This is a genomic window from Roseomonas sp. OT10 (assembly GCF_020991085.1).
GTDB lineage: Bacteria > Pseudomonadota > Alphaproteobacteria > Acetobacterales > Acetobacteraceae > Roseomonas > Roseomonas cutis.
The window spans coordinates 1-12,544 of sequence record NZ_CP087721.1; the positions used below are offsets into that span (position 1 = coordinate 1).

The window sequence follows — 12,544 nt, forward strand, 5'->3', positions numbered from 1 at the left end:
GGATACCAGGGACACCAGCTTGAGGATTATCCGGGCCATGCTGATGGGGGGTCGTCGGGTGCGGAGCAGCCGAGAAGGCAGCCATGCCGGGCGATCCCGCACCCTGGTCGATGGTCAGGCCGTTCGGCGCTCGTGCGCTGGGCGCCGTAGTGACGTAACCGGCTTGCTGAGCAGAAGCGGTGCCAGGTGCTACAATAGCCGTCAGCATGAGGGCGACGGCGCCTCCGAGGGGCCAAGCGCGGACCGCGCCGCGGAGCTGGCCTATGAAGCCTGAAGACCGATGTAGTGTGTGGACAGGCATCTGAACCTCCTTGGTTGAGCGACAAGCGTTGCTCGCCGACGCAGCCAAGATAGAGGTCGTGCATTGCAGGAGCCTTCCTGGAAGGCGACAAGATATTTCTATGTGCCGGCCATGTGCGGCGCTCGTCACTGCAGCGGCGGCCCCGCGGTGAACGGGGTCGCCGCCGCATCAACTTAGGCGGCCATCGCGCGGCAGGACGCAGCACACTTTCGGCACTGCTCGGCGCATGCCTCCATACCCCCCACGGCGTCGCAGCTCGCCGCGCACTCCTCGCAGATCTCTGCACACTCACGGCAGGTATGCTTATGATGGTGGGTGCCGATCAGCATCATGTTCGCCGAGGTCTGGCAAATCTCGGCGCATGCCATCATGAGCTTAAAGTGGGCCGGTTCGACATGTTGGCCGCCGACCTCTAAGCAATGGTTCATGGCCATGCTCAGGCAGGTGCTGTGGCAGCGCAGGCATTCCTCGATGCAGGCCTGCATTTCGGTGGACATGTGGTGCATAGCGGTTCTCCGAGGACAATGGCGCCTCAATGAGACAGCGAAGGCGGCGTTGGTGGGTTTCGCTGTCGACGGCCGGTGCTCGGTCAGGCTGGCAGCTGGCACCGGCCCGTCTCTCAATCGAGCCTTAGCGGCCAGCTCAGGGTGTGCTGCATGTCTATGACGACGCGGAACGCGGGCGACTTCCCGGCAAATGCAGTGATCCAGCGCAGGATTTCAGAACGTCCATGCAGACTCGTGAGACCCTACGAATGTTACGCCTGGGGTGTGGGCGTAATGCTCACGAAGGACATTGAACAAGGCAACTAAGCTGAAGCCTATGGAGTGCTCGTGCATCGCTAGTGTCTCCGCCGATCCCTGCCATCGGCGCCGACCCGCCTTGACCTCGATCAAGTCGCCGTTCTCGGGCGCAGCGCGGCCTGTCCAGCCATCCTGGTCAATGCCGGGCCCACATCCGGTCAGCTCCACCGCCGAATAGGATGACCTCGTAGGGCGTCCCCGGGATGTCCATGCCCGGTGAGGAGGGCGGCATCCCCGGCGCGGCAAGTCCCTTGGCGCGCGGGCGCTCCGCCAGCAGGCGGCGGACATCGGAGGCAGGGACGTGGCCTTCCACGACGTAGCCGCCGACCGTGGCCGTGTGGCAGGACTGGAGCTTGTCCGGCACGCCGTTGACCGCCTTCACCGCCTGCAGGTCCGCGACCTCATGGACGGTCGCCTCGAAGCCCGCCGCGCGCATGTGCCTGACCCATCCCTCGCAGCAGCCGCAGCTCGGGTCTTTCCACACTTGGAGTGCTGGGCCCTGGGCCCGAACTACGCTGACGGGCAGCGCCGCAGCAGCCAGCCCGAAACCAAGGAGGGAGCGCCGGGCGGCGCCGCCCCTGAACCCCTTGCTCATGACATCGCTCCCTGGAAGCTGCTGATTGTGCTCTTGCCGTTCGCCTGTCGCAGGCTCCCGTCCTGACCGGCGTCATGGCCGCCGGCGGCGCAGTGGTCGCCTTCGGCAATCTCGTCGAGGATCGGGCACTCCGGCCGGTCGTCACCGTGGCAAGCGTCAGCCATACGCTCCAACGCCTCGCACATCCGGGTCATCTCGGCGACTTTGGCGCGCATTTCGGCCGCATGCTCGGTGGCAATGCGCTTCACGTCGGCGCTCGCACGATCCTCGTCCTGCCAGAGGCCAATGAGCCGCTTTATGCTGTCCAGCGGCAGGCCGAGGTCCCGCGCCCTCCGAACGAAGCGGAGGGTACCAATGTCCTGCTCCGAGTACACGCGGTAGCCCGCCTCAGTCCGCCCCGCCGCGGGAAGGAGGCCCACGCTCTCGTAGTACCTCAGCATCTTCGCGGAGACGCCGGACGCCTTCGCGGCCTGTCCGATGTTCATGGGGACCTCCTTTTCAAGGCACCGCAGTCCTGATCACGGCTAAGATGGAGATTCCCACTGTGGGAAGGTCAAGGCATCCCCCAGAGAATCCCCGTTCGGCAGCTGATGGTCCTTGACCTTCCCATCATGGGAAACACCACCTTCCCGGTCACCTGAGCAACGAGGGCCCGCCACGCGGCCCAAACCGGGGCGGCAAGCATGAGCAGTCACCACACCAGTCACGGGCATTCGCACCAGCACGGGCCGGGCTGCGGCCACGACCATCATCACGGTCCCGGCCCGGCCGCTGACGCCGGGCTCGTCACAGATCCGGTCTGCGGGATGAAGGTCGATCCGGCCACCTCGAAGCACCGCTTGGAGCATGCCGGGACGACATTTCACTTCTGCTCAGCTGGGTGCCGGACGAAGTTCCAGGCTGACCCCGACAAATATCTGAAGCCGAAGGAGGCCGCCGCGGCCCCGCCTCCAGCTCCACGGAAGGGCACCATCTACACCTGCCCGATGCACCCCGAGATCCGGCAGGAGGGGCCCGGGAACTGCCCCATCTGCGGTATGGCGTTGGAGCCGCTGGACGTCACCGCTGAGGCCGCCCCCAACCACGAGCTGGCCGACATGACCCGCCGGTTCTGGATCGGGCTGGCCCTCACACTCCCCGTGGTGGTGCTGGAGATGGGGGCTCACATCCCTGGCCTCGGGCTCCATCACCTGGTGCCGCCCAGGATCTCAGTCTGGATCCAATTCCTGTTGGGGACCCCCGTCGTGCTTTGGGCCGGCTGGCCGTTCTTCATGCGCGGTTGGCAGTCGGTCGTGAACCGCAGCCTCAACATGTTCACGCTGATCGCCCTCGGGACCGGCGCCGCATACCTCTACAGCTTGGTGGCGACCTTCGCCCCCGGTGTCTTTCCGGAAGGCTTCCGGGGCATGGACGGCACGGTGGCCGTCTACTTCGAGGCAGCTGCTGTCATCACCGTGCTCGTCCTTCTCGGGCAGGTGCTAGAGCTGCGCGCCCGGGAGCAGACCGGCGGTGCCATCCGCGCCCTACTCAACATGGCGCCGAAGACCGCGCGGCGCCTCAAGGAGAATGGAGAGGATGAGGAGGTTCCCCTGGCGGACGTCCAGGCTGGCGACCGGCTGCGGGTGCGTCCGGGAGAGAGCGTGCCGGTGGACGGCGAGGTATTGGAGGGCGGTGGCGCCGTGGACGAGTCCATGGTTACCGGCGAATCCCTGCCGGTGGAGAAGGCGCCCGGGTCCAAGCTCATCGGCGGCACAGTGAACGGAACCGGCGCGCTGGTGATGCGGGCCGACAAGGTCGGCTCCGACACCATGCTGTCCCGCATCGTCGCCATGGTCGCCGAGGCTCAGCGCAGCCGAGCGCCCATCCAGCGAATGGCCGACCAGGTGTCCGGCTACTTCGTCCCGGCGGTCATCGCCGTCGCGGTCCTGGCCTTCATCGCCTGGGCCGTCTGGGGCCCGTCACCGGCACTCTCCTACGGGCTGATCGCAGCCGTCTCAGTGTTGATCATCGCCTGTCCCTGCGCGCTCGGCCTGGCTACGCCCATGAGCATCATGGTGGGTGTTGGCAAGGGAGCCGGTGCGGGTGTGCTCATCAAGTCAGCTGAGGCGCTCGAGCGCATGGAGAAGGTCGACACCCTTGTCGTGGACAAGACCGGCACGCTGACTGAGGGCAAGCCCAAGGTCGTGGCCGTGGTCCCGGCACTGGGTCTGACCGAGGCCGAGGTGCTGCCCTTGGCGGCCAGCCTGGAGAGGTCGAGCGAGCACCCGCTGGCGGCGGCCATCGTGGCCGCGGCCCGGGAGCGCGGGGTCGAAATGTGGGAACCCGCCGAGTTCGACTCTGTGACCGGCAAGGGGGTCACCGGCACTGTCGGCGGACGGCGGGTGGCCCTGGGGAATGCCCGCCTAATGCAGGATCTCGGCGTGGACCTGGGCGGGCTGGCCACCACGGCGGACGAGCTCCGGCGCGAGGGAGGGACGGCGCTTTTCCTTGCGATAGACGGCAGGCCCGGTGGCGTTATCTCCGTAGCGGACCCAGTCAAGGCGACTACGCCATCCGCCCTGGAGAGCCTGCGCGCCGCGGGCGTCCACATCGTCATGCTGACCGGCGACAATCAAACGACGGCCGGTGCCGTTGCCCGGAAGCTCGGCATTGGCGAGTTCCAGGGCGACGTCCTCCCCGAGGACAAGCACCGCATCGTTCGCGATCTCAGGGCGCAGGGGAAGGTCGTTGCGATGGCCGGTGACGGCGTCAACGACGCCCCGGCGCTGGCCGAGGCCGACGTGGGCATCGCCATGGGCACCGGGACGGACGTCGCCATGCAGAGCGCAGGCGTGACGCTGGTGAAGGGTGACCTTGCCGGGATCGCACGGGCGCGGGCCCTGAGCCGGGCGACCATGCGCAACATCCGGCAGAACCTGTTCCTGGCCTTCATCTACAACGTGCTCGGGGTGCCGCTCGCGGCAGGCGTCCTCTACCCGTTCCTCGGGATACTTCTCAGCCCGATCGTCGCTGCCTTGGCAATGGCGCTGAGCTCGGTTTCGGTGATCGGCAACGCCCTACGACTGCGCACAATCCGGCTGTAGGGCGTGAAATGAGGAACTGCCTGGCACGCGCCGAATACGGCCGACAGGTGTCGTGGTGGCGGCGTCAGCCGCCACCACGGTGCCGATTACCGGGAGCGGGACCGTCCCTGGGACGAGCCGCCCATCATGTTGCAGTGCGCCATCATGGACTGCATGTCCGGCGGGATCGGCCGTCCCGCGCTGGCGTCCGCCTGCATCTGGCGACAGTGCGCCATCATGTCTTGCATGTTCATGCCGGACATGTTGTGGCCCTGCATGCCCGACATCCCCTGCATGTTCCCGTGGTTCATCCCGGGCATGTTGGAGTGGTCCATGCCCTGCATGCCCGCGCTGTCCGGACGCTGCATCGCGGCGCCCGGCGTCGTCGTGGAACGGCCCGCGGGCTGGACCGGAAGTTCCGCGGAAGTGGGTGCGGAAGCCTGTGGCGCGGACTGCGGCGCGCAAGCCACGGCTGTGAGCGCGAGGCCCAGGCCCACGACGAGACGTGCGGCCCACCCACTGCGAGAAGCGGCGTTCATGCGTCCTCCTATTCGCCATGCCACGCCGGACCGGGCTGGCGGATGCGGATGGAATCCCGTGTCCGGCGGGGCGCTCCCGCGAGGGGCGGCAGCCAGGCGCAGCGTACAAGCTCCCTTCCGGGCCGTCGTTGCCGGAAGGCTCGCTCAATTCTTACGTTTTATTGCCAGAGCCTCAGCGCGATTGATGAAGCCGGGGCGACCGTAGATATCCAATGCAACAGGCGGTGATGGTGCACGGCATCGCTCGCTGAGCACGCGCAACCGCAGCGCGCCGTCACTGCCACGCCTCCCGTCATTTCACGAAGGAGCTTCCGAGCATGGTTGAGGTTACGCTGTCGCGGCGCAAGATGCTCGCTGCTGGCATCGCCGCCCTCTCGGCTCCGGCTCTTCCGGGATCCGCCCTGGCTCAGCCGGCCGTCGGGCGGGCGATGCCCCGCGAGTTCAATCTCGCGATCGAGCACGTGTCGTTAAACATCACCGGCCGCAGCCGCCCGGCCATCGCGGTCAACCGCTCCGTTCCGGCCCCCGTCCTCCGCTTTCGCGAGGGCGAGGAGGTAATCATCAACGTCGCCAACCGGCTCCGCGAAGAGACGTCGATTCACTGGCACGGCCTGATCCTTCCGAGCAGTCAAGACGGCGTGCCGGGCATCAGCGATGGCTTTCAGGGCATCGCGGCAGGACAGACGCACCAGTACCGCTTCCCACTCGTGCAGTCGGGCACGTACTGGTACCACAGCCATTCCGGGACGCAGGAGCAGGCTGGCCTCTACGGTCCGCTGGTCATCGATCCGGTGCGCCCCGACCCTTACGGCTACGACCGGGACTACATCATCCAGCTCTCCGACTGGACAGACGAGAACCCGCACCGCGTCATCCAGAACCTCAAGCGCGACGCGGGCTACTACAACTACAACAAGCGCACCGCGGCGAGCCTCGCCAACGAGCTCGCGCGCGCCCCGAACGCACAGGCGCGCGAGGCCATCATCCGCGACCGGCTGATGTGGGGCGACATGCGGATGGACCCGACGGATATCGAAGACGTCACGGGCTACACATTCCTGGTCAACGGCCGGACGCCCGAGCAGAACTTCACTGCGGTCTACCGTCCCGGCGAGACGGTTCGCCTGCGCTTCATCAACTCCGGCGCCATGAGCCACTTCGACGTGCGCATCCCCGGGCTGGAGATGACCGTTGTCCAGGCGCACGGCAACAACGTGCAGCCGGTGGCTGTGGACGAGTTCCGCATCGCCCCAGCCGAGACCTTCGACGTGCTCGTGCGCCCCGCGGGCGGGCGCCAGTTCCAAATCCTGGCGGAGTCCATGGGCCGCCAAGGCTTCGCGAGCGCCAGCTTGGCCACCCAGAACGGTTTACCGATGATGCCGCTGCCCCCGCACCGCGAGCGGCCGCTGCTGACCATGGCCGATATGGGCGGCAACTACGGGCCCAAGGGCCTGGACCGCGGCACCCTGCGTCCCGAGACGGACCGGCCCGGCCAGATCGCCCCCATGGAATCCATGGACATGGGCGGCATGGACCACTCGGGGATGTCCGGCATGGGTTCCAGCAGTGCCCAGGGCGGCATGCAGGGCATGGATCACTCGAACATGCCCGGGATGAACCACGGAAATATGCCGGGAATGAACCAGGGCGCCCCGGCCCGGGGGACGGGCGGTGCTCGCCAAGCCCCGGCCAGGCCCCCGGCCATGGACCATTCGAACATGCCCGGCATGGATCACTCCAACATGCCGGGCATGGGCCGCTCGTCGTCCCTGGCACGGGATCCGGGCTTCCGCTTTGCCGTCGCGGACCTTCCGGTAGGTTCCGTGCCGGGCGCGGGCCTTTTCCGGTTGGCCCAGGCGAGCCAAGGCTCCATGCAGGGCATGGACCATTCGAACATGCTCGGCATGGACCACTCCAGCACGCCAGGGATGGACCACTCGAGCATGCCGGGCATGGGGCGGCCGCAGGGAGGTCAGCAGCCCCGGCCGCAGCGGCAGCAGGGGCGCCAGGGCCAGCAGCCCGCGCAGCGGCGCGACCAGCGTGGCGCCGCCCCAGCTGCGCCGGACCACTCGGCGATGGGCCACGGCGCGCCGGGCACCGGCCAAGTGGGTCAGGTCGATACTTCCGCGGCCAGCGCGCATGCGGGCCACGGGGGGATGGCGCCGCCCGACCCGTTCGCGGTGAACACCGGGGCGCCTCCGGGCACCCGTGTCCTGACATACCGCATGCTCCGGGCGCTCTCGAATCCCTACCCGGTACGCGAGCCCAACCGCATCATTGAGGTGCGCCTTACCGGCAACATGGATCGCTACTTTTGGGCCATTAACGGCAACCGCTTCAGCGAGGCGCAACCAATCGTGCTGAACCTCGGCGAGCGGGTCCGGATGCGGTTCATCAACGAGACCATGATGAGCCACCCGATGCACCTGCACGGCGTCTGGATGCAGCCGCAGGTGGGCAACGGCGCCCAGAACCCGCTGCTGCACACCATCAGCGTCAAGCCTGGCAGCACACTCGATGTGGATGTGGAGGCGGATGCCGAGGGCGGCTGGGCCTTCCACTGTCACATGCTCTTCCACATGGAGACCGGGATGATGCGGAAGGTCGAGATCCGACGTCAGCCGCGCGTCGCGTCTAACGGCTGATCACGAAGGACCGACACCCGATGCGACTTACGACCAAGGCGGCCGCCCTTCTCACGACCCTGCTCGGCTTCACCCTGGCCGGCGGGGCGTCGGCCCAGCAGGCCGCCTCCCAGAACGCGGTACACGATCCGGGCGCGCACGGCGCCTCGTCCCACGAGGTCTACTTCGGCGCCGTCCTTTTCGAGAAGCTCGAATGGGGCGTCGGCCTCAACGGCGCACCGAATATTGCGCGCTGGGACGGTCAGGCTTGGTACGGCACCGACTACGACAAGGTCTGGATCAAGACGCAGGGCGAGCTTGAGCGCGGGCGCCGCGCCGAGAATGCCGAGATTCAGCTGCTCTACTCCCGCCTCATCGGGTACTTCTGGGACTTCCAGGCGGGTGTCCGCTACGACCCGCGTCCGCGGCCGGACCGCACCTACGGCGTTATCGGCATTCAGGGCTTGGCCCCGGGCCTGTTCGAGGTGGACCTCCAGGGCTTCGTGAGCGAGAGGGGCGACCTCTCGGCGCGGCTTGAGCTCTCTTACGACGTCTACGTCACCCAGCGGCTTGTGCTGCAGCCGAACCTGGAGGTGAACGTCGCTGCCCAGCGCGTGCCGGAACTCGGCATTAACAGCGGGTTCAATGACATAGAGGCAGGTTTCCGCCTCAGGTACGAGTTCACCCGCGAGGTCGCGCCCTATGTCGGCGTGAACTATACAAGGCGCTTCGGCGAGGCCGCCAAGTACGCTCGCGCTGAGGGGGGGAAGGCCGAGGGTATTGAATTCGTCACCGGCATTCGTCTGTTCTTCTGAACGGGCCCGTCGAATGAATGCTTGCTGCGAGGACGAAGGTTCCGTCGGAGGGCCGCGTTGACCGAGCGTCCTGGAAGCGACGGTTCCCGCGGAGTGCCCGCCCCCAACCTTCCACCTATGTCGGGAGAGGGGCGACACGTTCTCGTCGTCGAGGACGATGGGGAACTGCGCAAGCTCCTGCTCACCCTTCTGCGCCGCAGCGGGTTCCGCGCCAGCGGCGCCCGCGACGGCATCGAGATGCGACGCCTCTTGGCATCGGCCCAGGTGGACCTCGTGCTGCTCGACATCATGCTGCCGGGTAAGTCGGGGTTCGAGCTCTGCCGGGATCTCCGTGCCGAGGGACGGATCCCGGTCATCATCCTGACCGCCCTGGCCGAGGCATCGGACCGCGTTGTCGGGCTGGAGCTGGGGGCGGACGACTTCGTTGTGAAGCCAGCCGACCCCCGGGAGCTGGTCGCCCGCATCCGGGCTGTCCTCCGCAGGGCCGAGGGCCCTGAGGATAACGCGGGCGGTAAGGGCCGTGAGGTGGCGCACTTCGCCGGGTGGTCCCTGGATACCCGGCGTCGCGAGCTTCTCAGGCCGGACGGCGTCGCGGTCGAGCTGACCAGCGGCGAATATGACCTCCTCCTGGCGTTCGTGGAGCGGCCGCAGCGTATCCTGACGCGGGACCAGCTCCTGGACATCGCCCGGAACCGCCCCTACGGCGGGCTGGACCGCTCGATGGACGTCCAGATCAGCCGGCTGCGGGCCAAGCTCGGATCCAGGCCCCACGAGGACGGGGAGCCGGGCCTCATCAAAACGGTCCGTGGCGTAGGATACCTGCTGTCGAGCCTCGTGGATTGGTCTGGGTGAGAAGGTTCCTCCCCCAGTCCCTTGCAGCACGGACCCTGGCGACCCTGACAATTGGCTTCGCGGTGCTCTTCGCCGCCATGGTCGGCATTCACGACGTGCTGCTCCGCCATGCCGTGGAGCGGGGGACCGAGGAGCTGCTAGCCCAGCGCCTGGCGACGATCCTGGATGCTGTAGCATCGGCACCGGAGGGCGACAGGGACCGGATCGCCCATGCCCTGTCGCGGGCGGACCTGGAGGTGCACTGGCGCCGCGACGCGGCCCCCACCCCCGAGCACCCCTCTCGCGAGGAGTGGCCGACCGTCGCGGCCCGAACAGCGGCCCTGAGCGGCGTGGCGACCGAGTTGCGCGTGCGCCCCGGACGCTACGAGGCCGCGTCGGACCGGCTCGTCGGCATCGGAGCGGTGGCCCGCCTACAAGACGGCTCCTGGCTGGAGGTGGAGCTCGCCTCCTTCACCGTGTTATCGGCCGATCAGGGCGTGCTGCACTCCTACGCGGCTACCGTCGGCTTAGCCCTTCTCCTGGCTGTCGGCTTCGCGGCCCGTTCTGTCTCGGCGCCGGTCTCGGCGCTGGCGAAGGCCGTTTCCCGCCTCGACCCCGAGGGCGAGCCGCCAGCCCTCTCTGCTTCCGGCCCGCGCGAGGTCCGCCAACTCGCGGAGGCGCTGACCGACATGTCCATGCGGACCCGTGACGCTTTCCGCCAGCGGACCCTGGCGCTCGGCGCGCTCTCTCACGACCTGATGTCGCCGATCGCCCGGCTGCGTCTCCGGGCCGAGGATCTGCCGGAGGAGGTTCAGCAGCCGATACGACGCGATCTGGCCGAGATGGAGACGATGGTCTCCGACGTCCTCGCCTACCTCCGAGGCGGGCACGGCGGTGAAGCCGTCCTGCCGCTGTCGATCGCGGCGCTCGTCCGCACCGTGGCCGACGAGTTTGCCGATGCGGGGACGCCGGTCGAGGAAGGGCGCATTGACGACGCCGTTGCCCCGGGGCGCCGGGTCGCCATCAAGCGGGCAGTGACGAATCTGGTCGCGAACGCCGTTCGGCACGGGCGCGATCCATGGATCGAAGTCGAAGCGCTCCCCGACGCAGTGTTGGTGCGGGTGGGCGACCGCGGACCCGGCATACCGCCCGAAGACCTCCCCAGGGTGACTGAGCCGTTCTTCCGGGGGGACCGCGCCCGTACCGCGGGCGGCGGCAGCGGCCTGGGCCTCTCGACCGCCCAGGCCATCGTCGAAGCCCACGGAGGGCATCTTGCCGTCGAGAGTGCGCTCGGGCGTGGGACCGTGGTCACCCTGACCCTTCCTCGCTGGCCGCAGGGCGCCGACGACGGCCAGCCAAGTAATAAAACGATGTAATCCGGCGCCCGCCGGACAGCCGCTGCACGGCGTTAGGGCCAGGCGGATCGGCGCCGGTTCCGGGGCACGTGTCGCGGTACCCCGTGGCAGGAAGTTCTCCCTGAATCGCTAAACTGCGCCGCATAAACAGCGAGGAAGGACGAGCCCGATGTTGACAAGAGGTCACGCTATTCAGGCCACTGCGGCGGCCGCGGCAGCGCTCCTATGGGCTGGCGCCGCGTCGGCCCAGAGCGCCGCGGGCCAGCAAGCCGGTCACCAGGGGGCCTCGGCGGGGTACCATGCTGCCATGGAGGCCATGAACCGCGACATGGCGGCCCAGCCTATGACCGGCAACGCCGACCATGACTTCGCCAGCATGACGGCGCGGCATCACCAGGCCGCCATCGACATGGCACGGGTCGAAGTCGAGCACGGGCGTGATCCCGAGATGAAGCGTAAGGCTCAGGAGATGATCCAGAAGCAGCAGCAGGACATCGCCGAACTGAGGACCTGGATGTCACGGCACCCGGCCCGCTAGGACTTTCGCGGCCCACGGCCCACGGCCCACGGCCCACGGCCCACGGTCTGCGGTCTGCGGCTCTGGGCGGTTGTCGCTGACTGGCCGGACGCCATGCCTGGGCTAACCGGCCCGCGCACGCCGCGGTCGCACCTCCAAGGAAATAGAGATGAGCTACCTCCGCTTCGGCGCGATGATCCTGGTGTCCACGGTCGTCATGTTCGGGCTTATGTACCTGAACACCTACGCATTCGAGCATGTGTTCTACAGCCAGACGCGGACGTGGATGGCCCTCATGATGGGCGGGGCGATGGCCGTCATCATGATGCTGTTCATGCTGAAGATGTATCACAGCAAGCGCGCGAACCTGGCCATTGTCGCAGGTGGGGCGGTCGTGTTCGCCGCGTCACTCTTCCTGGTTCGCAGTCAGGCGACGGTCGGTGATGTGGATTACATGAAGGCCATGATCCCGCACCACTCCATCGCCATCATGACTAGCGAGCGCGCCCATATCCGCGACCCGCGCGTGCGACGTTTGGCAGACCAGATCATCGAGGCGCAGGTCCGCGAGATTGGGGAAATGAAGCAGCTGATCGCCGACCTCGAGCGCAATCCGACCGCTCCAGGGGCGCCGGACCTGGAGCCGCGGGTGGCAAGCGCGGCTATAACAGGCCGATAACGTCGGAACGGGCGCTTCCGCTCCTCCGGACGCCCTCCCCCTCTTGCCTAGGCCGCCCCGTAGCGGAAGCCGGAGCGTGGACGCTTGCCCGGAATCTAGGCGCGCAGGTCTCTCCCCTTGACCTTGCCACAATGGGAAGCCCCACCTCCCGGCGACTGTCGTGGAAAGGGGAATGCCCATGCGCTTCATCGTCGAGAACATGCACTGCGAAGGCTGCGCCAAGGGCGTGACTGCCGTGGTGAAGGAAGCCGACCCTTCAGCACAGGTCGAGGTCCGGCTCGAAGACAAGTCGATTTCCATCAACGGCGGCCGCCTTGGCGGCGAGGCGCTTCGAAGCGCCCTGTACACGGCAGGCTGGAAAGCCGCCGGAATGGCTGGTTGACTGTAGGCGGGCGTCGGCCTGCAGCGGAAATAAATTGGTGC

At 67.5% G+C, this 12,544-nt stretch carries 12 protein-coding genes; 8 read left to right on the forward strand and 4 right to left on the reverse strand.

Annotated elements, in window-relative coordinates:
* Positions 1–474: 474 nt before the first annotated feature.
* The 3 genes from LPC08_RS25690 to cueR form a co-directional block, all read right to left on the reverse strand.
* On the reverse strand, positions 475–807 hold the full coding sequence (locus LPC08_RS25690; protein ID WP_230453417.1) for a four-helix bundle copper-binding protein: 333 nt from the start codon (positions 805–807) through the stop codon (positions 475–477).
* 433 nt (positions 808–1,240) lie between these two features.
* Positions 1,241–1,540 (reverse strand): DUF411 domain-containing protein, encoded by a 300-nt coding sequence (locus tag LPC08_RS25695; RefSeq protein WP_312862054.1) that lies wholly within the window; start codon positions 1,538–1,540, stop codon positions 1,241–1,243.
* 155 nt (positions 1,541–1,695) lie between these two features.
* A complete protein-coding gene (gene cueR / locus LPC08_RS25700) occupies positions 1,696–2,184 on the reverse strand; it encodes a Cu(I)-responsive transcriptional regulator (protein ID WP_075823366.1) in 489 nt (162 codons plus the stop codon).
* A 198-nt stretch (positions 2,185–2,382) separates the two neighbouring features.
* Between cueR and LPC08_RS25705 the strand changes: the two genes are divergently transcribed.
* On the forward strand, positions 2,383–4,782 hold the full coding sequence (locus LPC08_RS25705; protein ID WP_255702373.1) for a heavy metal translocating P-type ATPase: 2,400 nt from the start codon (positions 2,383–2,385) through the stop codon (positions 4,780–4,782).
* A gap of 86 nt (positions 4,783–4,868) precedes the next feature.
* Here LPC08_RS25705 and LPC08_RS25710 read toward each other — a convergent pair whose 3' ends face one another.
* Positions 4,869–5,300 carry a hypothetical protein gene (locus tag LPC08_RS25710; RefSeq protein WP_126281746.1) on the reverse strand — a complete coding sequence of 144 codons (432 nt, stop codon included), beginning with the start codon at positions 5,298–5,300 and terminating at the stop codon, positions 4,869–4,871.
* 317 nt (positions 5,301–5,617) lie between these two features.
* Between LPC08_RS25710 and LPC08_RS25715 the strand changes: the two genes are divergently transcribed.
* The 7 genes from LPC08_RS25715 (at position 5,618) to LPC08_RS25745 (ending at position 12,503) form a co-directional block, all read left to right on the forward strand.
* Positions 5,618–7,945 carry a copper resistance system multicopper oxidase gene (locus LPC08_RS25715; RefSeq protein WP_230453418.1) on the forward strand — a complete coding sequence of 776 codons (2,328 nt, stop codon included), beginning with the start codon at positions 5,618–5,620 and terminating at the stop codon, positions 7,943–7,945.
* 20 nt (positions 7,946–7,965) lie between these two features.
* A complete protein-coding gene (locus LPC08_RS25720; RefSeq protein ID WP_075822445.1) occupies positions 7,966–8,739 on the forward strand; it encodes a copper resistance protein B in 774 nt (257 codons plus the stop codon).
* 117 nt (positions 8,740–8,856) lie between these two features.
* Complete coding sequence (locus LPC08_RS25725) at positions 8,857–9,591, forward strand: response regulator (protein WP_230453436.1); 735 nt, start codon at positions 8,857–8,859, stop codon at positions 9,589–9,591.
* Positions 9,592–9,653: 62 nt separating this feature from the next.
* Positions 9,654–10,946: a sensor histidine kinase gene (locus LPC08_RS25730; RefSeq protein ID WP_230453419.1), complete on the forward strand. Its 1,293-nt coding sequence runs from the start codon at positions 9,654–9,656 to the stop codon at positions 10,944–10,946.
* Between the two features lie 148 nt (positions 10,947–11,094).
* Positions 11,095–11,463: a DUF305 domain-containing protein gene (locus LPC08_RS26405; protein WP_230453420.1), complete on the forward strand. Its 369-nt coding sequence runs from the start codon at positions 11,095–11,097 to the stop codon at positions 11,461–11,463.
* A 148-nt stretch (positions 11,464–11,611) separates the two neighbouring features.
* On the forward strand, positions 11,612–12,121 hold the full coding sequence (locus tag LPC08_RS25740) for a DUF305 domain-containing protein (RefSeq protein WP_075822441.1): 510 nt from the start codon (positions 11,612–11,614) through the stop codon (positions 12,119–12,121).
* A 178-nt stretch (positions 12,122–12,299) separates the two neighbouring features.
* Entirely contained in the window at positions 12,300–12,503 is a 204-nt protein-coding gene (locus LPC08_RS25745) for a heavy-metal-associated domain-containing protein (protein ID WP_230453421.1), read from the forward strand.
* The last annotated feature ends 41 nt before the right edge of the window (positions 12,504–12,544 follow it).

Excerpts from the sequence above, each read along its gene's own strand:
- LPC08_RS25690 (WP_230453417.1), bottom strand. The coding sequence starts at position 807 with ATGCACCACATGTCCACCGAAATGCAGGCCTGCATCGAGGAATGCCTG.
- LPC08_RS25695 (WP_312862054.1), bottom strand. The coding sequence starts at position 1,540 with ATGCGCGCGGCGGGCTTCGAGGCGACCGTCCATGAGGTCGCGGACCTG.
- cueR (WP_075823366.1), bottom strand. The coding sequence starts at position 2,184 with ATGAACATCGGACAGGCCGCGAAGGCGTCCGGCGTCTCCGCGAAGATG.
- LPC08_RS25705 (WP_255702373.1), top strand. The coding sequence starts at position 2,383 with ATGAGCAGTCACCACACCAGTCACGGGCATTCGCACCAGCACGGGCCG.
- LPC08_RS25710 (WP_126281746.1), bottom strand. The coding sequence starts at position 5,300 with ATGAACGCCGCTTCTCGCAGTGGGTGGGCCGCACGTCTCGTCGTGGGC.
- LPC08_RS25715 (WP_230453418.1), top strand. The coding sequence starts at position 5,618 with ATGGTTGAGGTTACGCTGTCGCGGCGCAAGATGCTCGCTGCTGGCATC.
- LPC08_RS25720 (WP_075822445.1), top strand. The coding sequence starts at position 7,966 with ATGCGACTTACGACCAAGGCGGCCGCCCTTCTCACGACCCTGCTCGGC.
- LPC08_RS25725 (WP_230453436.1), top strand. The coding sequence starts at position 8,857 with ATGTCGGGAGAGGGGCGACACGTTCTCGTCGTCGAGGACGATGGGGAA.
- LPC08_RS26405 (WP_230453420.1), top strand. The coding sequence starts at position 11,095 with ATGTTGACAAGAGGTCACGCTATTCAGGCCACTGCGGCGGCCGCGGCA.
- LPC08_RS25740 (WP_075822441.1), top strand. The coding sequence starts at position 11,612 with ATGAGCTACCTCCGCTTCGGCGCGATGATCCTGGTGTCCACGGTCGTC.
- LPC08_RS25745 (WP_230453421.1), top strand. The coding sequence starts at position 12,300 with ATGCGCTTCATCGTCGAGAACATGCACTGCGAAGGCTGCGCCAAGGGC.